General features: G+C 71.0%; 25 protein-coding genes and 3 pseudogenes. 15 read left to right on the top strand and 13 right to left on the bottom strand.

Annotated features, from left to right (window positions below; all coding sequences use genetic code 11):
* The first annotated feature begins 70 nt into the window (after positions 1 to 70).
* From ACFVJQ_RS22390 to ACFVJQ_RS22380, 3 genes are all read left to right on the top strand, one after another.
* Positions 71 to 442, top strand: coding sequence for a hypothetical protein (locus tag ACFVJQ_RS22390; RefSeq protein WP_385514118.1), 372 nt, complete (start codon positions 71 to 73; stop codon positions 440 to 442).
* An 87-nt stretch (positions 443 to 529) separates the two neighbouring features.
* A complete protein-coding gene (locus ACFVJQ_RS22385; protein WP_385514119.1) occupies positions 530 to 2545 on the top strand; it encodes an FAD-dependent oxidoreductase in 2016 nt (671 codons plus the stop codon).
* Positions 2546 to 2574: 29 nt separating this feature from the next.
* Positions 2575 to 3126 (top strand): PadR family transcriptional regulator, encoded by a 552-nt coding sequence (locus ACFVJQ_RS22380; RefSeq protein ID WP_385514120.1) that lies wholly within the window; start codon positions 2575 to 2577, stop codon positions 3124 to 3126.
* 13 nt (positions 3127 to 3139) lie between these two features.
* Here ACFVJQ_RS22380 and ACFVJQ_RS22375 read toward each other — a convergent pair whose 3' ends face one another.
* Positions 3140 to 3673, bottom strand: coding sequence for a hypothetical protein (locus tag ACFVJQ_RS22375; RefSeq protein ID WP_385514121.1), 534 nt, complete (start codon positions 3671 to 3673; stop codon positions 3140 to 3142).
* 165 nt (positions 3674 to 3838) lie between these two features.
* Entirely contained in the window at positions 3839 to 4822 is a 984-nt protein-coding gene (locus ACFVJQ_RS22370; protein ID WP_385514122.1) for a fibronectin type III domain-containing protein, read from the bottom strand.
* Between the two features lie 369 nt (positions 4823 to 5191).
* Between ACFVJQ_RS22370 and ACFVJQ_RS22365 the strand changes: the two genes are divergently transcribed.
* Positions 5192 to 5902 carry a glycoside hydrolase family 75 protein gene (locus tag ACFVJQ_RS22365; RefSeq protein ID WP_385514123.1) on the top strand — a complete coding sequence of 237 codons (711 nt, stop codon included), beginning with the start codon at positions 5192 to 5194 and terminating at the stop codon, positions 5900 to 5902.
* A gap of 7 nt (positions 5903 to 5909) precedes the next feature.
* On the opposite strand, the gene ACFVJQ_RS22360 is transcribed toward ACFVJQ_RS22365, so the two are convergent.
* Positions 5910 to 6671 (bottom strand): SDR family NAD(P)-dependent oxidoreductase, encoded by a 762-nt coding sequence (locus ACFVJQ_RS22360; protein ID WP_385514124.1) that lies wholly within the window; start codon positions 6669 to 6671, stop codon positions 5910 to 5912.
* 133 nt (positions 6672 to 6804) lie between these two features.
* On the opposite strand from ACFVJQ_RS22360, the gene ACFVJQ_RS22355 reads away from it, so the two are divergent.
* A complete protein-coding gene (locus ACFVJQ_RS22355) occupies positions 6805 to 7443 on the top strand; it encodes a TetR/AcrR family transcriptional regulator (RefSeq protein WP_385786127.1) in 639 nt (212 codons plus the stop codon).
* 50 nt (positions 7444 to 7493) lie between these two features.
* Here the strand turns inward: ACFVJQ_RS22355 and ACFVJQ_RS22350 are convergent, their stop codons facing one another.
* From ACFVJQ_RS22350 to dhaK, 3 genes are read right to left on the bottom strand one after another with little or no spacing between them, the layout of a single operon-like run.
* Complete coding sequence (locus ACFVJQ_RS22350; RefSeq protein WP_385514126.1) at positions 7494 to 7904, bottom strand: PTS-dependent dihydroxyacetone kinase phosphotransferase subunit DhaM; 411 nt, start codon at positions 7902 to 7904, stop codon at positions 7494 to 7496.
* Positions 7897 to 8496 carry a dihydroxyacetone kinase subunit DhaL gene (gene dhaL, locus ACFVJQ_RS22345; RefSeq protein ID WP_385514127.1) on the bottom strand — a complete coding sequence of 200 codons (600 nt, stop codon included), beginning with the start codon at positions 8494 to 8496 and terminating at the stop codon, positions 7897 to 7899. The genes ACFVJQ_RS22350 and dhaL overlap by 8 nt, the downstream gene beginning before the upstream one ends.
* Positions 8497 to 8556: 60 nt before the next feature.
* Positions 8557 to 9549 carry a dihydroxyacetone kinase subunit DhaK gene (dhaK, locus tag ACFVJQ_RS22340; RefSeq protein WP_385514128.1) on the bottom strand — a complete coding sequence of 331 codons (993 nt, stop codon included), beginning with the start codon at positions 9547 to 9549 and terminating at the stop codon, positions 8557 to 8559.
* 134 nt (positions 9550 to 9683) lie between these two features.
* Here dhaK and ACFVJQ_RS22335 point away from each other — a divergent pair, with 134 nt between their 5' ends.
* A complete protein-coding gene (locus ACFVJQ_RS22335) occupies positions 9684 to 10067 on the top strand; it encodes a hypothetical protein (protein ID WP_385786123.1) in 384 nt (127 codons plus the stop codon).
* Positions 10068 to 10144: 77 nt separating this feature from the next.
* Here the strand turns inward: ACFVJQ_RS22335 and ACFVJQ_RS22330 are convergent.
* Positions 10145 to 10327, bottom strand: a pseudogene (locus ACFVJQ_RS22330) (transposase family protein); the annotation flags it as partial.
* A gap of 456 nt (positions 10328 to 10783) precedes the next feature.
* Entirely contained in the window at positions 10784 to 10987 is a 204-nt protein-coding gene (locus ACFVJQ_RS22325; RefSeq protein WP_129803571.1) for a cold-shock protein, read from the bottom strand.
* 91 nt (positions 10988 to 11078) lie between these two features.
* Between ACFVJQ_RS22325 and ACFVJQ_RS22320 the strand changes: the two are divergent.
* The 3 genes and pseudogenes from ACFVJQ_RS22320 to ACFVJQ_RS22310 form a co-directional block, all read left to right on the top strand.
* Positions 11079 to 11405, top strand: a pseudogene (locus ACFVJQ_RS22320) (hypothetical protein); the annotation flags it as partial.
* 29 nt (positions 11406 to 11434) lie between these two features.
* Entirely contained in the window at positions 11435 to 12106 is a 672-nt protein-coding gene (locus tag ACFVJQ_RS22315) for a hypothetical protein (protein WP_385514132.1), read from the top strand.
* 230 nt (positions 12107 to 12336) lie between these two features.
* Complete coding sequence (locus ACFVJQ_RS22310) at positions 12337 to 13320, top strand: alpha/beta fold hydrolase (RefSeq protein ID WP_385514133.1); 984 nt, start codon at positions 12337 to 12339, stop codon at positions 13318 to 13320.
* A gap of 122 nt (positions 13321 to 13442) precedes the next feature.
* Here the strand turns inward: ACFVJQ_RS22310 and ACFVJQ_RS22305 are convergent, their stop codons facing one another.
* Positions 13443 to 14471: a hypothetical protein gene (locus ACFVJQ_RS22305; RefSeq protein WP_385514153.1), complete on the bottom strand. Its 1029-nt coding sequence runs from the start codon at positions 14469 to 14471 to the stop codon at positions 13443 to 13445.
* Complete coding sequence (locus ACFVJQ_RS22300) at positions 14359 to 15174, bottom strand: FAD-dependent oxidoreductase (RefSeq protein ID WP_385514134.1); 816 nt, start codon at positions 15172 to 15174, stop codon at positions 14359 to 14361. The genes ACFVJQ_RS22305 and ACFVJQ_RS22300 overlap by 113 nt, the downstream gene beginning before the upstream one ends.
* A gap of 124 nt (positions 15175 to 15298) precedes the next feature.
* On the opposite strand from ACFVJQ_RS22300, the gene ACFVJQ_RS22295 reads away from it, so the two are divergent.
* Positions 15299 to 15718 (top strand): CBS domain-containing protein, encoded by a 420-nt coding sequence (locus ACFVJQ_RS22295; RefSeq protein WP_385514135.1) that lies wholly within the window; start codon positions 15299 to 15301, stop codon positions 15716 to 15718.
* Positions 15719 to 15958: 240 nt separating this feature from the next.
* Positions 15959 to 16396: an ATP-binding protein gene (locus ACFVJQ_RS22290; protein WP_385786117.1), complete on the top strand. Its 438-nt coding sequence runs from the start codon at positions 15959 to 15961 to the stop codon at positions 16394 to 16396.
* A gap of 345 nt (positions 16397 to 16741) precedes the next feature.
* Here ACFVJQ_RS22290 and ACFVJQ_RS22285 read toward each other — a convergent pair whose 3' ends face one another.
* From ACFVJQ_RS22285 to ACFVJQ_RS22275, 3 genes are read right to left on the bottom strand one after another with little or no spacing between them, the layout of a single operon-like run.
* The gene (locus ACFVJQ_RS22285) at positions 16742 to 17212 is read right to left on the bottom strand and encodes an IS3 family transposase (RefSeq protein ID WP_385786114.1); all 471 of its coding nucleotides are present in this window, start codon (positions 17210 to 17212) and stop codon (positions 16742 to 16744) included.
* Positions 17194 to 17613: an IS3 family transposase gene (locus tag ACFVJQ_RS22280; RefSeq protein WP_385514138.1), complete on the bottom strand. Its 420-nt coding sequence runs from the start codon at positions 17611 to 17613 to the stop codon at positions 17194 to 17196. The genes ACFVJQ_RS22285 and ACFVJQ_RS22280 overlap by 19 nt, the downstream gene beginning before the upstream one ends.
* Positions 17610 to 17918, bottom strand: a complete 309-nt coding sequence (locus ACFVJQ_RS22275; RefSeq protein WP_385786111.1) for a transposase — start codon at positions 17916 to 17918, stop codon at positions 17610 to 17612. Before ACFVJQ_RS22275 ends, ACFVJQ_RS22280 begins: the two co-directional genes overlap by 4 nt.
* A gap of 340 nt (positions 17919 to 18258) precedes the next feature.
* Here ACFVJQ_RS22275 and ACFVJQ_RS22270 point away from each other — a divergent pair.
* The 4 genes and pseudogenes from ACFVJQ_RS22270 to ACFVJQ_RS22255 form a co-directional block, all read left to right on the top strand.
* Positions 18259 to 18458 (top strand): annotated as a pseudogene (locus ACFVJQ_RS22270) (hypothetical protein); the annotation flags it as partial.
* Positions 18459 to 18782: 324 nt separating this feature from the next.
* Positions 18783 to 19157 carry a relaxase domain-containing protein gene (locus ACFVJQ_RS22265; protein WP_385514140.1) on the top strand — a complete coding sequence of 125 codons (375 nt, stop codon included), beginning with the start codon at positions 18783 to 18785 and terminating at the stop codon, positions 19155 to 19157.
* Positions 19105 to 19482: a relaxase domain-containing protein gene (locus ACFVJQ_RS22260; protein ID WP_385786108.1), complete on the top strand. Its 378-nt coding sequence runs from the start codon at positions 19105 to 19107 to the stop codon at positions 19480 to 19482. Before ACFVJQ_RS22265 ends, ACFVJQ_RS22260 begins: the two co-directional genes overlap by 53 nt.
* A gap of 877 nt (positions 19483 to 20359) precedes the next feature.
* Positions 20360 to 20687 (top strand): hypothetical protein (locus tag ACFVJQ_RS22255; RefSeq protein WP_385786105.1); only part of this gene is annotated, 328 nt, incomplete at its 3' end.

Raw genomic sequence — 20687 nt, 5'->3', positions numbered from 1 at the left:
GGAGTGCGGCGCGGTGTCGCGGGGGAACTCGCTGCGGTACCGCAGCGCGGCCACGAGAGGAGCGATCACGATGGACAGCGAGCGACTGCACCCGGAGTCCGTCTCGGTGGAGATCAGCGGATGCAGCAAGGAGGACGCCCGGATCGTGTTCGACACGCTGTGCGCGTGCTTCGACTCGGACCGGTGCTCCGACGACGTGCCGCAGGAGTGGCACCAGACCCGGCCGACGGTGTGGCTGGGCACGTTCGACGTCTCCGAACCGCACGAGGGCGCCCGCCCGGCCGCCCGGCTCACGTCCTCCGTGGAGGCCGACGTGCAGGGCGGCTACTGGGCCATCGACCGCTTCCGCACCACCCTGAACGACCTGTTCACGGTGCGCGACCTCTGCACGGCCTCCGGCGACCAGGAGCGGGAACTGCACGTACGGCTGGAAAGCAGGTGACCTGGCTCTCCCTTGTTGTGCAACTAGTTGCAAAAACCGTGCGCGGTGCTCTACAACTACGGGCACGACACCGCGCACGGAGGGGCCATGAGCCGTTACCCGCACCTGCTGAGCCCGCTCGACCTGGGCTTCACCACCCTGCCCAACCGCGTCCTGATGGGCTCCATGCACGTCGGCCTGGAGGAGGCCGAGCGCGGCTTCGAGCGCATGGCGGAGTTCTACGCCGCCCGGGCGCGCGGGGGAGTGGGCCTGATCGTCACCGGCGGTATCGCACCCAACGACGAGGGGCGGCCGTACGAGGGCGGCGCGAAGCTCACCACCGACGCGGAGGCCGAGCAGCATCGGGGCATCACCGAGGCCGTCCACCGTGAGGGCGGCCGGATCGCGATGCAGATCCTGCACTTCGGGCGGTACGCCTACCACCAGAACCTCGTCGCACCCAGCCCCGTCCAGGCCCCGATCAGCCCCTTCCCGCCCCGCGAGCTCACCGACGACGACGTCGAGCGGACCATCGACGACTACGCCCGCGCCGCCCGCCTCGCCCGGCAGGCCGGCTACGACGGCGTCGAGATCATGGGCTCCGAGGGTTACCTCATCAACGAGTTCATCGCCGCGCAGACCAACCACCGCACCGACCGCTGGGGCGGCTCGTACGAGAACCGCATGCGCTTCCCGGTCGAGATCGTCCGGCGGGTGCGCGAGGCGGTCGGCGAGGACTTCATCGTCATCTACCGGCTGTCCATGCTGGACCTCGTGCCCGGCGGCTCCACCCTCGACGAGGTGATCACCCTCGCGAAGGCCGTCGAGGCCGCCGGAGCGACCCTCATCAACACCGGCATCGGCTGGCACGAGGCACGGATCCCGACCATCGCCACCTCCGTGCCGCGCGGCGCGTACACCTGGGTCACCAAGCGGCTGATGGGCGAGGTGTCGGTCCCGCTCGTCACCACCAACCGCATCAACACCCCCGAGCTCGCCGAGGAGTTGCTCGCCGACGGCTGCGCCGACATGGTGTCGATGGCCCGCCCGATGCTCGCCGACCCCGACTTCGTCGCCAAGGCGGCGGCCGGCCGCCCCGAGGCCATCAACACCTGCATCGGCTGCAACCAGGCCTGCCTCGACCACACCTTCAGCGGCAGGATCACCTCCTGTCTGGTCAACCCGCGCGCCTGCCACGAGACCGAGCTGGTGCTCTCCCCGACCCGGCGGCGCAAGCGCGTCGCCGTCGTCGGCGCAGGCCCCGCAGGCCTCGCCTGTGCCGTCAGCGCGGCCGAACGCGGCCACGACGTCACGCTGTACGACGCGGCGAGCGAGATCGGCGGGCAGCTCAACGTCGCCCGCAGGGTCCCCGGCAAGCAGGAGTTCGACGAGACGCTGCGCTACTTCCGCCACCAGCTCGACGCGCACGGCGTGGCCGTACGGCTGAACACGCGGGTGACCTCCGACGATCTCGCCGAGTACGAAGAGGTCGTCGTCGCCACCGGCGTCACCCCGCGCACCCCGGACATCCCCGGCGTCGACCACCCGAGTGTCGTCGGCTACCTCGACGTCCTGCGTGACGGCGCCCCCGTCGGCGAGCGCGTCGCGATCCTCGGCGCGGGCGGCATCGGCTTCGACGTCGCCGAGTTCCTCACCGACGGCGGCGACAAGGCGCACGAGGACCCGGCGACGTACTTCCGTCACTGGGGCGTCGACATGACCTATGACGGGCCCGGCGGCCTTGCCGCCCCCGAGCGGCCCGCGCCGCCGCGCACCGTCCACCTGCTCCAGCGCAAGACCACCAAGGTCGGCGCGGGCCTGGGCAAGACCACCGGCTGGATCCACCGCACCGAGCTCAAGCACCGCGGCGTCAGCATGGTCCCGGGCGTGCGCTACGACCGCATCGACGACGCCGGTCTGCACATCACCGTCGGCGACACCAGCACCGTGCTGGAGGTCGACACCATCGTGCTGTGCACCGGCCAGGAGCCGCGGCGGGACCTCTACGAGGAGCTGCTCGCGGCAGGTCGCAGTGTGCACCTCATCGGCGGTGCCGACGTGGCCGCCGAACTGGACGCCAAGCGCGCCATCAAGCAGGGCACCGAGCTGGCGGCCACGCTGTAGGTCCCGGGGGCGTCCCTAGGATGACCCCCATGTCACTCCCGCACGCGATTCTCACCGCCCTGCTCGAAAAGCCGTCCTCGGGGCTGGAGCTGACCCGCCGGTTCGACAGGTCGATCGGCTACTTCTGGTCGGCGACGCATCAGCAGATCTATCGCGAGCTGGGAAAACTGGAGGCCGAAGGTCTGATCCGGGCTCTGCCGGCCGAGCAGCCGGTCCGCGGGCAGAAGAAGAGTTACGAGGTTCTGCCCGCGGGCCGCGCTGAACTGGCCCGCTGGACCGCCGCCGCGCAGGACCCCAAGCCGCACCGCGACACACTGCTGCTGCGGCTGCGCGCCGCGGCCATGGTCGGCACCGCAGGGCTGGAAGCCGATCTGCGCCGCCATCTCGACCTGCACCGGCGGCAGTTGGCCGAGTACGAGAAGATCGAGCAGCGCGACTTCCCGCCCGGCAAGGACAGCACCCAGGACCGGCTCCAGCACCTCGTGCTGCGGGCGGGCATCGACCTGGAGACCTTCTGGACGCAATGGCTCGAACACGCGCTGGCGGAGTTCGCCGAACTGCCGGGCCGCGACGCGAAGTGAGCGCGAGGGTGTCTCAGAGCCGGTAGGGCTTCGAGCGGCGGCGCAGGAACCAGGCTGCTGCGATGACACCGGTGCCCACCAGCGCCCCGCCCGCCACCAGGGTGATGGTGCCGTAGTCCCTGGTCGAGCCGCCGACCCCGCCGACCACACCGCGCGACGGCGAGGACGTCGTCGAGATCGTGGGCGTGGAGCTGGGGGAGACGATGACGGACTGGGTGCCGGCGGTGTTGTTGTTCGAGCACATGACGATGACGGTGTACGTACCGGGGCTGACGTTCGACCAGGCCGCGGACTGCAGACCGCTCGAGCCCGACAGCGACACCTGGCGGCCCTGGGCGAAGTTCGCCTGGTTGCTGTTGAGGAGCGAGGCGGTGCCCCAGCTGCCGTTGATCTGGGTGCACGCGCTGGTCGTCACCGAGACCGTCGAGCCGGCCGTGCTCACCGAGATCCCGTTGACCGCGACGGCCGGTCCGGCGGCCAGGGCCAGCGGCAGTGCGGCGGCGGCTGCGGTCAGCCCGGAGCGGAGAAGTGGCTGAGAAGTAGGCATGGGACTGTCCTCCGGCGGCACGGTTGGCGGTACATCCCTTGCGCCGCCTGGGGTCGGGAAACGCCCGTGCTGCCTCAGTGGCAGCCAACGTGGCCCCGGTCCGTCCCGCATGCGGGCATCCCCCGTGCAGGTGACGTAATCCACCGTCCGGCTCAGGCGGGCGGCTCACGGCCTTGCGGCAGCGCCCGTCGTGACCGTCCGTTCCGCCGAGAAGCCGCCCCAGGTGCCGTCCGGGAGCCTGGCCCGGATCCGCACCCGATGGGTCACCCCGGTCTCCCGGCCCAGGTAGAAGCTGTACGTCGCCCGGTCGCGCGGCGCCGTCCCGCCCCAGACGAGGGAAGTGGCCGGACGGCCGTCGAGGTGGACCTGGTACTCCGTGATCACTCCGTCGGCCTCGGGCGGCACCCAGGACAGGTCGAGGTGGTACGCCCCGTCGGCGCGCCGGGTCGTCGCCCGGAACCCGGTGGGCGCAGTGCCGCGTCCGTCGTCCGTGCCCGGCGCGGTGGTGAGCCGGACGACCCGGCTCGCGGACGAGACACGGCCGGCCGCGTCCCGCGCGCGGACGGTGAAGGAGTAGCGGGTGCCGGGCCTGAGCCCGGTCACCACGGTCGCGGTCTGCGCCCCGCTCACGCTGTGGATCTTCGTGGCGCCCTGATGGATGTCGTACGAGGCCACTCCACGATCGTCCGTCGAGGCGGCCCACGACAACTGCACGGCCCGGCTGCCGACGGCCCGTCCCCGCGCCGCGCCGGGCCGCGACGGGGCGGAGCGGTCGACCGGGTCGGTGGCGGGTGTGGTGGCCCGGACCTCGCGGCTGCGCGGCCCGAGCCGCCCGTCCGTGTCGCGCGCCCGCACGGTGAAGACGTACGTCGTCGACGGGGTGAGCCGGGTGACGTCGGCCATGTGCTCGGAGCCGGGCACCTCCTTGACCTTGGTGGCGTTCCGGTACACCTCGTAGGCGCTGGTGTCGGAGGACACCGCGTTCCACATCACATGGACGCTCGTCGCGCTCCCTGCCGTGGCGGTCACCCCCGTCGGCGCCCCGGGCAGCCTGCCGTCGTCGGCCGCTCCCGCGCCGCCCACGCCGCAGGAGGAGACCAGCAGCAGCGTGCCGCAGACGAGGACAGCGGGAACGGGGACGCGTCGCACCTCTGGGCCTCCGCTGACGGAGTGACGGCAATGGTCCGGACCAATATGACGCGGCTGGTGCGATCACATCAAGAGGGCGGTGGGTGCCGGACAGGCCGCGCGGTTACGTATGCTGAAGTTCCTCACGGCTGAACTCTCCCTGAGAACTGGGGAGTTCATGCCGATGGCGCGGACCGCTGTCGTCGCTGATCCCGCGCCGGCACGGGCGGCCGGGCGGCCGGAGCCGACACCGGCTCGGGCGCCCGGCCCCTGGTGGACAGTTCGGGGCGCGCGCGCCGTTTCCGGCCTCTTCGGGTGGCAATGTGATCGCATCGGCAGCAGATTGGGGCCGAATGTCCCTCAGTGTCCCCCAGTAGAGAGTCTCCTATCGTGCGTGTCCAGCACTTCACGCTCGCCGCGGCAGGCGCCGCCCTGCTCGCCACGACTGTGTCCACTCCCGTCCATCCCGATCCGGACTTCGCCATACGGCACCAGCGGACGACCGTGCCGCACGAAGGAGCCGTGACGGCCGCCGACCTGCTGGCCGAGGTGAGCGACTGCACCCCCGTCTCGAACGGCCGCTACCGCACCGACCGCGACACCCCGGCCACCGTCCCCGTCTGCGGCACACGCGATGCCGTCTTCTGGAAGGCGGACATGGACATCGACTGCGACGGCCGCCCCGGCGTCCACTGCAACAGCGCCACCGACCCGTACTTCCTCCCCAGTACGGCCTTCCAGCAGTCCGACGGACGCTACTTGGACGCCGAGCGCCTGCCCTACGTCGTCGTGCCCATGCCGAGCGGCATCTGGAACTACCGCGACCACGGCGTACGCGGCGGATCGGTGGTCGCCGTCGTCTACCGCGACCAGGTGCAGTACGCGGTCGTCGGTGACACCGGGCCGGCCGACATCATCGGCGAGGCGTCGTACGCCACCGCCCAGGCGCTCGGCATCCCGCCCGACCCGCGAGGCGGCGGCACGGACTCCGGTGTCACCTACATCGTCTTCAAAAACTCCCAGGCCTCGCCCATCGAGAGCCACGAGGCCGCAGTCTCGGAAGGGGAGCGGCTGGCGCGGCAGTTCGTCGGGGGCTCCTGAACTGCCGTCAGACGGCCGACCAGCCGTCGTCGACGGGCAGGATCGCCCCGTTGACGTTGCTCGCCGCGTCCGAGGCGAGGAACACGATCGCGGCGGCCTGCTCCTCAGGCCGGGCCAGACGGCCGACGTTGACGAAGTGCGGGCCGAGGGCCGCGGGCCCGTGGGCGTCGGCCTCGGCCTCCACGACGATGCCGGTCTGCGTGCCGCCCGGCGCGATGGCGTTCGCCCGGATGCCCTGCTTGCGGTACATCACGGCGAGGGACTTCGTCAGGCCCACCACCCCGTGCTTGGACGCCGTGTACGCGGCGCCCGCGGCGCTGCCCCGCAGACCGGCCTCGGAGGCGGTGCTGACGATCGCGCCCCGGCCGGCCGCGAGCATGTGCGGCAGCACAGCCCGGGTGAGCAGGAAGGGCGCGGTGAGGTTGACCCGTATGACCCGCTCCCACTCCGCGTCGCTGACGTCCGCGAGCGCCGACATCCGGTCCATGATCCCGGCGTTGTTCACCAGGACGTCCACCCCGCCGAAGCGCTCGACCGCGGTCTGCGTGACCCGGTCCACGACGGCCTGCTCGCTCAGGTCGCCCGTGACGGCGACCGCCGTGCCGCCCGCCTGCTCGATCTCCTTGACGGTCGTGTCCGCGCCCTCGGCGTTGAGGTCCGCCACCACGACCCGGGCCCCTTCCCCGGCGAAAGCCAGGGCGGCGGCGCGCCCGATGCCCGAACCCGCTCCGGTGACGATGACGCTGCGGCCGTCCGGTCCAGTGGCCATGGGAGTGCTCCTAAGGGGTGAGGGGAGGGGCGCGGGGCCCGGTGCGGATCCACCGTACGACTTATTGTCTGCGAGTGACATAAAATCTTGGTGGAGAATTCCGGAGGACCGATCACCGGCGCCGGAGGAACAGATGACTGCAACCCGCGGACGGACGGGCCGACCGCCCCTGACCGAGGAACGCAAGGCCGAGATCCGGCTGGAGATCGCCCGGGCGGCGGTCGACCTGTTCGTGCGTCAGGGGGTCACCGCGACCACCGGCGAGCAGATCGGGCAGGCCGTCGGCGTCTCGGCGCGGACCGTGTGGCGGTACTTCCCGAGCAAGGAGAACTGCGTACGTCCCCTGTTCTCCGCGGGTATCGACCTGATCGCCGCATGCCTGCGCGACTGGCGGCCCGGGCAGCCCCTCGTGGCGGCCCTGGAGCGGGCGTTCAGCACCGAGCAGGAGCGGGTGACCGGGACCGAAGGCGCCACGCTGGGGGCGCTGGTACGCCTGACCCGAACGGAGCCGGGCCTGCGCGCGGTGTGGCTCCAGACCTACGACGAGGCCGAGCCGGCCTTCGCCCGCGCCCTCGCCGACCGGGCCGGGCTGCCCGCCGACGACCTGCGGCCGGCGATCCAGGCGGCGATGCTCAACGCCGCCCTGCGCGCCGCGGTCGAGCACCACGCCTGGCGCACCGCCGACGCGGACACCGACCGCCGCACGGCGCAGACCGAACTGGCCGGCGCCGTGCGCTCGGCTGTTGCGGTGGCGGCGGAGGGGGTGACCTGACCGGCATGCCGGTCAGTGGGGGAGGGACTACCCCCCTGTGGGTGCGTGCGTCACACCTTCCGGTATGTGTACGCCTCCCCGGCCGCCGTCTCCACCGCGTCGAGGTCGGCTCCGGTGGCCGCTGTGACGACCGCGGCGATGGCACCCTCCACGAACGGTGCATCCACCAGGCGGGTGCCGGTGGGGAGTTCGTCACCCTCGGCGAGGAGCGCCTTCACGGTGAGGACGGCACTGCCGAGGTCGGCGAGGACGGCGACCCCGGCGCCGCGGTCCACGGACGCGGCAGCGGCGGAGATCAGCTCCGCACTGGTACCGAGCTCACCGCCCTCGGTGCCGCCGGCCGGGGCGACGGGCACCGCCGTGCCGCCGCCCGACAACGCCTTCGCCAACTCGGCAACGGACGCGGCCACCTGCGCGCTGTGCGACACCAGCACGATCCCGACCAGCTTCGCGTCACTCATCGGCGGCCTCCACGAGCCCCGCGATGAGCAGCGCCGACGACGTGGCGCCCGGGTCCTGGTGCCCGATGCTCCGCTCACCGAGATAGCTCGCCCGGCCCTTGCGGGCCTGCAACGGAGTCGTCGCCAGGGCGCCCTGCTCGGCGGCGGCCCGTGCCGCGCCGAACGAGTCACCGAGCGCGTCCACCGCCGGCACCAGCGCATCGATCATCGTCTTGTCGCCGGGCGCGGCGCCACCGAGCTGCATCACCGCGTCCACGCCCGCCCGCAGCGCTTCGGCGAGCTGTTCCTCGCCGACCTCGACCGCGTCCCCGAGCGCCTTGCCGGTCCGCCGCAGCAGCGTGCCGTACAGCGGCCCGGAGGCACCGCCGACCGTCGAGATGAGCTGCCGCCCGGCCAGCATCAGGATGGCCCCGGGCGTGTCCGGGGCCTCCTTCTCCAGCGCCGCGATCACTGCGGTGAACCCGCGCTGGAGATTGCTGCCGTGGTCGGCGTCCCCGATGGGGGAGTCGAGGGCCGTGAGCCGTTCCGCCTCGCGGTCCACGGATGCGGCGGTCGCCGTCATCCAACGGCGGAAGAAGTCGGCGTCGAGCACTGGATCTCCTTGCGTGGTAGGTACGGCGTGGTAGGTACGTTGATCACCTGGAACGCCCGGTCACACACCCCACCGCAGGCCGGGCGTGCGCACCGGCGCGTCCCACAGCCGCAGCAGTTCCTCGTCGATCTGGCAGAGGGTGACCGAGGCACCCGCCATGTCGAGGGAGGTGACGTAGTTGCCGACGAGGGTGCGCGCGACGGCGACCCCGCGCTCGGCCAGCACCCGCTGCACCTCGGCGTTGAAGCCGTACAGCTCCAGCAGCGGTGTCGCCCCCATGCCGTTGACCAGGACCAGGACGGGATTGCGCGGCGCGAGGTCCTCCAGGACGGCGTTCACCGCGAAGTCGGCGATCTCCCGCGAGGTCATCATCGCCCGCCGCTCCCGCCCGGGCTCCCCGTGGATGCCGATGCCCAGCTCCAGCTCGCCGGGCGGCAGATCGAAGGTGGGGGTGCCCTTCGCGGGCGTCGTGCACGCGCTCAGCGCCACGCCGAAGCTGCGGGAGGCCTCGTTGACCTGCCGGGCGATCGCCTCGACCCGCTCCAGCGGCTGGCCCTCCTCGGCGGCGGCCCCGGCGATCTTCTCCACGAACAGCGTCGCGCCCGTCCCGCGCCGCCCGGCCGTGTAGAGGCTGTCGGTGACCGCCACGTCGTCGTTGACCAGCACTTTGGCGACCTGGATGCCCTCGTCCTCGGCGAGCTCGGCCGCCATGTCGAAGTTGAGCACGTCACCGGTGTAGTTCTTCACGACGAACAGCACCCCGGCCCCGCTGTCCACGGCCGCCGCCGCCCGCACCATCTGGTCCGGCACCGGCGACGTGAAGACCTCCCCGGGGCAGGCCGCCGACAGCATGCCGGGCCCGACGAACCCGCCGTGCAGCGGCTCGTGCCCCGAGCCGCCGCCGGAGACGAGCGCCACCTTCCCGGCGACGGGCGCGTCCCGCCGTACGATCACCCGGTTCTCCACGTCGACGGTCAGCTCGGGATGTGCCGCCGCCAGGCCCCGCAGTGCATCGGCGACGACGGTCTCCGGGACGTTGATGAGCATCTTCATGGGTGCCTCCTGAAGAGATTAGCAGGCGGGCCCTGGACCTGTGTTTCCCGAGGTCAGAGCACATAAGGCCGGTTTTCGATCTTGGCGGTTCGTGACGGTCCGGGGCGGGTCCTGACGGTACTGATGCTGACCTGATGCTGACTTCGGTGACGGCCCGTCAGATCTTGCGGGTGATCGGTTGTCGGACGACTGCAGCTCCTGTTGACGGCAGTATCGGCCTTGCGGCAGCGAAGGTCACGCTGTCGGCTCCCGAGGAGCGGCAAGCTGTGCACAGGCAGGGAAGAGAAGATGACCACCACCGGCGGCTCGGCGCTGCCCAAGGACGGCGTCGCCCACCAGAGGGAGAAGCCCTCAAGGGCAGTGCTGACGAGGCCCCGGTGGACGCCAACAACGCGTCAGAGGGCGTGTTCACCGAGCTGAAGGGTGATGGCACCGCGGCGATTCGGCAGGCCAAGAAGAGGGCGGCCCAGAAGATCGGCACCCACTGCGGGAGAGGGTTGGTACCCGAGCCGGGGTAGACCACCGGCGCTACCTCCGCGGCCAGGGAGGCGACGCACGGATCATTCGTGCCGGAACTCCAAGCCAGTGAGCCGTTTCAGCGTTGTCGCTCCAGGGTGAGGACGGCGGCGGAGATTGACGACATTCGATTCGGGCTGCACCGGGCCCTGCGGAAGATCCGCCACGACTTCAGCCGTGCGACCCCGCGCTCGACCGGTGCCCGTGCCGCGGACAGCGCGCGGTTGACGGAGCGCTGGGTCGGCGTGAGGTCGCGGCCTGGCGGGCGTCTGGGGAGGTTCTGCCAGCGGCCGATGGCCAGTTCCTGCCAGGTGTCGGCCCGGGCATAGCGGCGGACGGTGTTGCGGGCCAGTCCCCATCGGCGGGCGATGGCCCTCACACTCAGGAGGGCAAGAGGCGTTCGCTGCCAGCCCGCTGCAGCCGAGCGCGCGGCGCACATCGCCGCCAGGCCGCCGGCCTCGCCGCTGCCCACCAACAGGGCACCGGCCACCGCGACATCAAGTCCGCCAACCTCCTGCTGGACGTCGAAGCGAGCTCGGCCGCCTGCTGCGACCGGGCGCCCTCGGGTAGCCCGGCCACGCACCGCCCGGACCAGCGATGATTGTTGGGCGGGCAGCTGGTTGCCTGACACCCGGGCCGCATCACGCAAGTGCGCTCGGGGATGGACAGAGGCGGCATCCCCGGACACAAGATGCCGCCTCTGTCATCGACGCAGGTTCTAAATGGGGCGGATGTTCTCCGCCTGAGGGCCTTTCTGGCCCTGGGTAACGTCGAACTCCACCTTCTGCCCCTCCTGCAGTTCGCGGTAACCCTGGGCGGCGATGTTGGAGTAGTGGGCGAACACGTCCGGTCCACCACCCTCCTGCTCGATGAAGCCGAAGCCCTTTTCACTGTTGAACCACTTCACAGTGCCCCTGGCCATGACTGTCTCCTTCGCGGGAACCGGCCCGCGCCCTGCGGGCCCGGGAGGTGATCGCCTTGGTCCGGAGAGACGCTGAAAAGCAAGAACGCCCATGAGCGCGATCACGGGCGAACGGAACTTCGGAACCACGACTGCTGGATCACGACGCTACTCGGGGTGGCTGGCAGCCGCTACCGCTGACGCGGGCGATGGATGGCCGCAACGAGGTGCCAGCCTGACTCAAGCGGCTCGCCGAGTCACTCACCGACAGACGAAGGACGGAGGGGAAAGCCACAGGTCAGGCAGCGTTTCTCCGCCCTGCGACGTGGTGATCACCCGCCTCGGCAGCGGTTGCTCCGCCTGCGCGGTGCGCGATGGACGCAGCGTCGACAGGACGATGGGCTATACGCCCCTGGAGGGGCTGGTGATGAGCCACCGCAGCGGCAGCGTGGATCCCGGCGCCCTGACGTGGCTGCAGACCCGACACCACCTGTCCCTCCGGTACCTCGGACGACACCCGCGACCTTGTCCGCAGCCGGGCCGAGGGGGACGAGCGCGCCGCCCTCGCCCTGGACGTCTTCACCCACCACTGCCGCCGCGCATCACCGCCATGGCAGCGTCCCTCGACGGCTCGACGGCCTCGTCTTCACCGGGGAGATCGGCGAGGACCAGCCGGAGGTACGCGAGGAGGTCTGCGCCCGGCTCACCGCGCTCGGCCGGTCGGGCCTGCGCACGCCCGACGCCGGTCGCCCGGAGATCGTCAGCGCCTCGGGAGCCGCGCTCCCGGTCGTCGTACCCACCGGAGAGATCCGGCAAGTCGACCGTGAGACCGGGGCCCTCCTGCGGGGACACCGAGGCGCGTTCCGTGTCGCCCCGCCCCGAGCGCGAACGGCTTGCGCCCGCCGGCTGGATGCAGGCGGAGGCTCCGTGGGACACGGCGGCCACGCCCCGATGCAAGCCCTGTGCCAAGGCACCCGTCCGTTCCAGGTCGCCGCGGGCAGACGCCAACGTCCGCTGGACCACCGCATCGGCGTCGAGGTGACCGCGGCGGGGTCCCCGTCACCTGACTACCGTCGACAGGCAGGACCAGCGAGGCGCCACATGGCGCTTCGCCCCGTTTCGGCACACGATCGCCTCTGACCATGCCGCTCGCGGTCGGCACCCGCTTGCCCCTCCGGCACTCGGCTCGGCGTTGAGTGCTCGCGAAGGCCCTCCCTGGTCAGGAATATGCATGGTGCGTCCTGAGTTGCTCTCATTGCGAGTCATGTCAGTGTCGCCCTGTGACGGAGTGAGTTACGGGGCGGGTGAGGTGTTCGGTGATGGCCTGGATGGATGCGCTCGTTTCCGCCGCTGGCCGAGGTGGTGGCCGCGTGGGCGAGATCGCGGCCGACGTGCGGGGTCTGCTGCTGAGCGGGCCGACGCTGCGGTGGGAGCCTGCGGCGGGGGCCGAGGAACAGCGGGGGAAGGTCGTTGTCGAGCCGCGGGCGGCACGGTTCGTGCAGGGCCGGGCGGCGGACCTGGAGCCGGTGACGGTGGCGTACGAGCGGCAGGGGGCCGGGGAACCCGTGGTCCTGCTGCACGGGCTCGGATGTCACCGGCAAGCATGGGATTCCGTCCTGCCGCTGCTGACCGGGCAGCGGGAGATCATCGCGATGGATCTGCCGGGCTTCGGCCAGTCCCCCGATCTGGATCCCGGCGTGCCCCGTGACCTTCAGACGGCCGTGGTGTGGCTGGGCTCGGTGTTCACGGCGCTGGGTGTGGAGCGCCCGCACGTGGTGGGCCACTCGCTGGGCGGGCTCATCGCGCTGCGCCTGGGGCAGGCCGGGCTGGCACGCAGCGTGACCGCGCTGGCTCCGGCCGGTTTCTGGACCGGCATCGAGCGGCGCTACGCCTACGCCGTACTGAACGTCGCCCACCAGGGTGTGCGGCTGCTGCCGGAGCCGGCGCTGACGGCTCTCGTCCACACCGCGCCCGCCCGCGCCGTGCTGACCGGCACCTTGTACGGCCGGGCGGACCTGTGCCCACCGCAGACGGTGGTGGCGGCCCTGCAGACGCTGCGGGACTCGGCCGCGTTCAAGGCGACCCTGCGGGCCGGGCGCACACCGCGTCTGTTCACCGGCGACATCCCCGATGTACCGGTGACGATCGCCTGGGGCACCCGCGACCGCCTTCTGCCGCCCCGACAGGCAGCCAGGATCCGCGACATGGTCCCGAACGCCCGCCTGGTGCCGCTGCACGGCTGCGGTCACGTGCCGATGCTGGACGCGCCCGGACAGGTCGCCGACATGATCCTGCGCGCCACCGAATCGGGAGATCAGTCCCACTCGGGGCTCGGGCGCACCGACGGGCTATGACGTCCACATACCGGGACAGCAACCCCGGTGTCAGGTGCCGAAAACCCCGCAAAGAGCATCGAAAGGCATGCGGGCGCCGCGGCGCAGCAGCCGAATCGCAGCAGTCTGGCTCCCGGTCATAGTCAGCTGGGGATGCGTTCCTCGGCGGCGGAGATGACCTCCTGGCGTTGCCGGTGGTGCCGCTCGTACTCCAGTGCCTGGCGGGCCACGCCGACGGGAGCGTCCTGCAGCCGCGCGGTGATCTCGGCCGGGCCCATGGCGTCGTAGCCGTCCCACGGCTCGCCTCCGCGCAGCCGTTCGATGGCGTCCAGAACGCCCTTGCGGTGTGCATGCGCCCGCTCGTAGCCCTCGATCACCGTCAGGTCCGACTGGGACAGCGTGCGCAGCCGCTGCTGGATCTTCTCCGTGGTGAGCTGGCTGAACCCGGGGATCGGCAGATCCTCCTCCCGTGTGACCGCTCCCTGGACCTCCTCGGCCATGCGGCCGGGCCGGGGCATCTCCCGCACCGCGCCCTCGGCCGCACCCCTGGCCCGCCGGCCACCGCGCTGGGCGACGTCACGCGTTCGCTCGAAAGCGGTCCGCATCGTCTGGCCCGCCGCGTCGGCCAAACCGGCGCCGCGGCCCTCGCCCGGACGGGAGCCGCTGGTGGATGCCGCCACGGCGCGAGCGTGCTCGGCGAGGCTGAGCTCCAGTGCCTGCAGCAGTTCCTCGTCCTGGCGGCGCACCGAGCCGAGCAGATCGGCGGTGGCCTGGTCGTCCACCTGCTCGGCGAGGACCTCTCCGGCCCGGGACGCCGCCAGCGCCCGCGCCGCGGTCGCGTACTCGTCCTCCACGTTCCTCAGCAGCTGCCGCGCATCGGCCGGGCCCCTGCCGCGCAGCATCCCCGTTACGACCTTCGAGCCCACCGCCAGTGGCAGCACCGCGGTGCGCGCGGCGCCCCGCGAGACGAACCGCGTCAGATCGACCGCGGAGCCGAGCACCCCCCGGGGCTGCAGCTGGCGCACCTGGTCCTGGATGAGATGGACACTGTCCCGGACTTCATCGGTCTGACGCTCGAGCATCTGCCGGTACGGACCCGGCGGCGTGACCGTCACATCCGCCCGGAACCGGTCGAGGACCGCGGCATGAGCCTGGCGCGCATCCTCCAGCACCGGTACGAGTTCCTCCGTCATCACAGCCATGCGGTGCTCCCTGAGTGAACAATGGGGCGGCAGTCGCCGCACACGGGAAACGGCTGCCCTCAGCGGTCTCCAGGGCCGGGCAACCGGCACCATCCTGCGGGACCCAGGCCAAGATCGCCCGACAGACAGCATCCGGAAGTTCCCCGGCTCGCCGAGCCGCACAGTGCTGCTGACGCGGATGAGGACAAGCCGCATTGACCTGTCCCGTTGATCGGGAAGCCGCCGTGCGGCACGCATGGGGGCCGCACCTGTCGTGAGCGCGGCACGGTCGGCGAAAGCCGAGCCGGCGAGGCCGTCGGAGACAGTGACGACGCGGTCGCGCACGCGGTTGATCAGCAAGTTGGTCAGCACCAACGTGCCCCACGAACTGCTGCCCGCCCGTCACGTCGCCCGCAGCGCAGATCCGCGGGTGGCCGGTGCGCAGCGACTCGTCCACGACGACCTCGCCGAGCGCCCCGGTCTTCACCCCGACCCGATCCAGGCCCAGTCCCTCGGCAACGGGGCGGCAGCCAGTGGCGACCAGCAGCTCCTCGGCACGCAGTTCCAACTCGGCGCCGTCGGCGATACGTACACGCGCCGCCTTCTCCCCGTCCCTCGTGCGTACGGCGGTCAGGGTGGCACCGGTGTGCACGGCGATGCCCTCGTCACGGAAGACACCCCGGACGCCCCGCACCAGGACAAAGGTCCGTCACCCGAGTGGCGTATCACGACACTGGGCCGCGGAGTGCGCAGGATTAGCGTGGAAGCGCCGTACGAGGCCCAGGGGGTACGTCAGACCCATCCCATCAGGAGGACTCATGCCGGTTGCCGGGCAGATCATGCACCGAGGCGCAGAGTGCATCAACAAGACGGAAACACTTACCCGCGCCGCCGAGATGATGAAACGACTGGAGGTCGGCGCACTGCCGGTCTGTGAGGACGACGGCAGGATGTGCGGCATCATCACCGACCGCGACATCGTGGTGAAGTGCGTCGCCGGCGGGCGCAATCCCGCCGAGACACAGTGCACGGAGCTGTGCCAGGGCACCCCGCAGTGGATCGACGTCAACGCCGACGTCAGCGAGGTGCTCGAGACGATGGAGCGGCACCAGATCAAGCGGCTCCCGGTGATCGAGAACAAGCAGCTGGTCGGCATGATCAGCGAGCGGGACATCGCCCAGCACCTCAACGAACACCAGATCGCCGAATTCGCAGAGCGGGTGTACGCCACGTCCTGAGCCGGGCTGGCACGCAGCGTGACCGCGCTGGCTCCGCCGGCTTCTGGACCGGCATCGAGCGGCGCTACGCCTATGCCGTGCCAGCCGTACTAAACGTCGCCCACCCAGGGTGTGCGGCTGCTGCCGGAGCCGGCGCTGAAGGCGCCGCAGACGGTGGTGGTGACCCTGCAGAGGCTGCGGGATTCGGCCCCATTCAAGGCGACATGATCCGATCTGTCCGGGGCAGACGGCAGGAATCCGATGACTGAGCCGCCGGAGACCGCGATGGTGCATTCCCAGGAGGAGGACCACGGACCCCTCGGTGACGGCAGCTTGCGGACGGCGGAGCAGGCCAGGGATGTGGCCCGCGGCTTCCTGGCCGTGGCCGCACCGGGGCCCGGCAGCGCGGTGGACGCGGTGCTGCTGGTGGTGTCGGAAGTGTTCACCAACGCGATGCGGCATGCCGGCGGGGTGACCAGGTTCTGGCTGGAGGCCGAGCCGGGAGCGGTGACGGTGGCGGTGCAGGACGCCAGCCCCGTCCCGCCGCGGCCCCTGTCGGTGGACGCCACCAGGCCGGGCGGGTTCGGCTGGCATCTGGTGCAGCAGCTGTCGGCGGACGTGCGGGTCCACGTCCATGCGGCGGGCAAGACGGTGACGGCCGTCGTGCCATGCCCCACCGGCGTCACACCGCAGGGCTGAAGCAACGGGCACGGATGCTGACATCCGGCCCGTGTTCTGCGGCGTGTCGCGTGTGTTCGCTATGTGCTGTGGGTGCACTGTGGTCAGCGGTGCCGATCTTCTCCCGGCGTCGGCTGGGACCGTGAGCCGGCCGTGGGCCGGGCAGCCGGGGGCCCTGGGTAGTCATCGCCCGGCAAGGCTCAGGGCCTCCACCCGCGCGGTCTGATGCGTGTCAGTAGTCCGCGCCACACTGGGCTCCTCGCCGATTGAAGCGGGGGGTCGATAGAGTTCCCGGCCGTGCACGCGCAGTGGGGACCGTCTTCGCCTGAACTTGTTCCGCTTTGACGGACACCATCGGTGTGGTGTTCAGGCCGCGAGGGCGGCCTCGTAGTCGGCGGGACTGCGGTAACCGAGGCTGCTGTGCAGTCGGTGCAAGTTGTACCAGCTCTCGATGTACTCGAAGATCGCGGTGCGGGCGGCGGCCCTGCTCGGCCAGGGCTGGGTGCCGATCAGCTCGTTCTTCAGAGTGGCGAAGAACGACTCGGCCAGCGCGTTGTCCCCGCACTGGCCTGTGCGGCCGACCGACAGCCGAATGCTCAACTTGCCTGCCAACAGGGTGAATTCACGGCTGGTGTACTGGCAGCCACGGTCGGAATGGAAGATCACCGAACCTGCGGGGCGGCGCTGGCGGCAGGCGGACCGCAGCGCGTCGGCGACCAGTTCGGTGCGCAGGTGGTCGGCGGTGGCCCAGCCGACCACCCGGCGGGTGGCGATGTCGATGACGGTGGCCAGGTAGAGCCAGCCCTCCTCGGTGGGGATTAGGTGATGTCGCCGCACCAGCGGGCGTCGGTCGCGGTGGGATCGGGCCGGAAGTCGCGCAGGACCAGGTCGGGGCGGGCGGCGGCGTGCGGGTCGGGGATGGTGGTGCGGTGTCGTCCTCTGCGGTGGCGGCCGGCGAGCCCGGCGGCCCGCATCAGGCGGGCGATGCGTCTGCGGCCGCAGGCCGTGCCTTCCCGCTCGAGGACGGCGTGGATGCGCGGGGCTCCGTAGGTGCCGCGGGATTGCCCGTGGACGGCGGTGATCTGCTCGGTCAGCTCCGCATCGCGCACGGCCCGGGGGCCGGGGGCGCCGGTGCGGCGGGCGTAGAAGGCGGCACGGGAGACCTTCAGCAGCTCACATGCGCGTTTGACGCTGTGGCCCGCCTGCTTCTCCGCCTCGATGAACGGATGCACCGTCACCGGGTCTCCTTCGCGAAGAAAGCCGTGGCCCGCTTGAAGATCTCCACGTCCTCCCGCAGGCGGCGGTTCTCCCGCCGCAATTGGGCCAGTTCCTCGCGTTCGCTACTGGTCAGGCCGTCGCGCTCGCCGGCATCGACCTCGGCCTGCTTGACCCAGTCGCGCACCGCGGTCTCGGTCAGGTCGAAGTCCTTGGCGACCTGGCCGACCGAGCGGTCCCCACGTCGGCACAGCTCGACGATCTCGGCCTTGAACTCCGGCGTGAACGAGCGGCGAGGACGCGGCTTCTTCTTCCCCATGCTCTCCATGGTGGACATCCTTCCGGGGACTCAACCCCTGATCTCGGATGTCCGCCAAAGCGGATCAAGCCCAGTACCGGCACATCACGCTCTCCATGGCGGCGCGCTCGCCTATCTGACCGCCGTCCGTGCCTCGGAAGCCGCAAAAGGGGCACAGCAGAGGACGAACACGACCTCGTACCGCTCAGTGTCCCGGAGATCCGCCGACTGATCGGGCAGGTCGTCATCACATCCCGCCGTCATACCAACGACCACTATCTGCGCTGGTCACGCTTCCGCAGACGCAGTCAGGCCCGTGCCCGCCGCTCCCACTACAAACGCCGAGGTCACTACCCGCAGATGCGGTTGCAGTACTAACCGGCAGGCGTACGAGGCCGCCAACGCCGTACTCCTCGAACGCGGAGACCGGCTGGTCGCCGTGTGGAATGGCGAGCCCCCAGGGGCAAAGGCGGCGGCACTGCCGGCACCGTCCGCGCCGTCATGGCCCGGCGGGCAGGTCGCGGGACGAAACGATCCGTCAACCGCTGGCCGAGTACGTCTCGTCGAAGAGGCCGTCGACTGCCTCACCGACGGCAGGGACGCCGCCGCACAGGCCCTCCTGGGCAACGTCCTCGACTCCTGGATGCGCGAATACGGCCACACCTGGCTGACAGGCCGCTTCGCCGAGAGTGATGACACTCGCTGTCCGGCCGCGGCCGCTTCCCACTCGGCAAGTAAGCTCGGCCCTCGCTCCCGCCCTGTGGCGTGACCTTCGTGATGGATATCAAGAAGATCAGCGCCGGGCAGATATACCGGTACTACCTGCGGCACGTCGTTGTCGGTGACGGCCGCCGCCCGGCCCGCACCCCTGGGTGACGCCACAGGAGGAGGCTGGTGTCCCGCCCGGGATATGGATGGGCCGCAGCCCTTGCGATCCTCGGCTTGTCGGCCGGGGACGAGGTCACCGAGGCGCAGCTGCGCAACCTGTTCGGTCAGGGGCGGCACCCGCACGCCGCCCGGATCGTCGCCGAACGGCTGGCCGCGGGGGACAGCCCGGCGGCGGCGTGGGGGGCGCTCGGTCGCAAGGTCAAGGTCACCGGAGTCGACCTCGTCTTCCGCCTGCAGCCGACCCTCTACCTGTTGTGGGCGCTCGGTGATGAAAAGACCCTGCGGGCGACGAGGTCGCGCACGAGCGCGCGATTGCCGTGGTGCTGGAGTGGATCGAGGGACCAGGGCGGGCGTCATCCGGCCCAGGGCCCGCGGCATTGATCGCACCCGCCCCGCACACGGCCTGGTCGCCGCGCGCTTCCGCCGCTACGAGGCCCGTTCGGGGATGCCCCTGCTCCACGACCATCTGCTGCTGTCGGGGAAAGCGCAGCGCGAGGACGGTACTTGGGGCTCCGTGCACACCGAGGTCCTGTTCGAGCACACCATCGCCTGCTCTGCGCTCTACGACGAGGTCGTGATGACGGAGGCGTGCGAGGCGCTGGTGCTGCGGCTCGCGCGCCTGGACGTGACCGTGCACGGCTCTCTTCCGACGACCGTCCGTGCGGCTGGGGCCCTGCTTCCCGCGGCACCCACCACCCGCTCCTGACCCACCGCGTACCGAAGGCGTGACGTACCAGGTGGGGTGAATCTGGTCGATGACCGGAACGCTGGTGTCCTGCCGAATCCATCCAGAGCGAGGTGACGGCGCGGCCCGTCCTCGACTCCAACCGGACACCGTCGGCACGGGCGGGATACAGGACGGGGACGGGCGCCCCGACGACCGGTGGCCGCTCCTGGCCGAACGGATCAGCACGGTGGCCGACCGGTGAGACGTCGTCATGCTTGGCGAGGTCATGGACTGGCACCGCTACGGGTACAAGCAGCTGGCGCGCGCCATGGAGGATCTCGCTCTCGATGCCGACGCCGCGGCCAGTCCGGGATACCGTGGCCCCCTTCGGCCCCCGGTCGGGAGGAGGCCGCCCAACTCGCTGCCTGACGCAGGCGGGTTGCCGAATGTCACCGCTCCGGCTGACCCACTGTGCGGTGTACCGCGGTGACAGCGTCCGGGGGTGTCGCGGCCGGCCGCCACGGGCGGCACATGAGGCACGGAACGTGACGTCGGCATGTGTGACAACACAGGGACTGTGCCGTTTCAGCACCAACGATGCACCGTTGTCCGGGCGTCAGACCACCAACGTGCAGTAAGGGGGCGGCGCGAAGGCCCACGCTGCCGACGTGAGGACCGGCCGCGCCGACCTGCTTCAGCGGGCCGAAGCGAATCTGGGGCCGAGGGGCCGCGGCGGGACCCCGCCGTGGTCCGGTGTCCGCACCTGCACCTTCCCGAAGCCCGTTGACATCTTCACCCTCGAGGAATAGGACAAAAGTAGTAACTCGCATGAAACCATGTGCTACTGGACCTCGGTGACGCCCGCGCGATCGACGCCAGTAGTCATTGACCATGCGCCGTGAGAGGAGGTGAACACATGAGCGACACTGAACAGGCGCCTCAGGAGCCTGAGACGACTCCGGTCGAGGGCGAGGAGCCGACGGCTGAGGCGGAGACCGCAGGGGCTGCGGAGGCGGAGGCTCCCGCGGCCGGCGAGACCGCGGAACCCGAGGCGGCCCCTGCCGAAGGCGAACAGCCCACAGCCGAAGCGGAGACCGAACAGGCGCCTCAGGAGCCTGAGACGACTCCGGTCGAGGGCGAGGAGCCGGCGGCTGAGGCGGAGACCGCAGGGGCTGCGGAGGCGGAGGCTCCCGCGGCCGGCGAGACCGCGGAACCCGAGGCGGCCCCTGCCGAAGGCGAACAGC

The organism is Streptomyces sp. NPDC127197, assembly GCF_042672405.1.
Classification (GTDB): Bacteria; Actinomycetota; Actinomycetes; order Streptomycetales; family Streptomycetaceae; genus Streptomyces; species Streptomyces flavusporus.
Note: the sequence above shows the minus strand (reverse complement) of the source record. Positions and strands in the feature narration are given on the sequence as shown.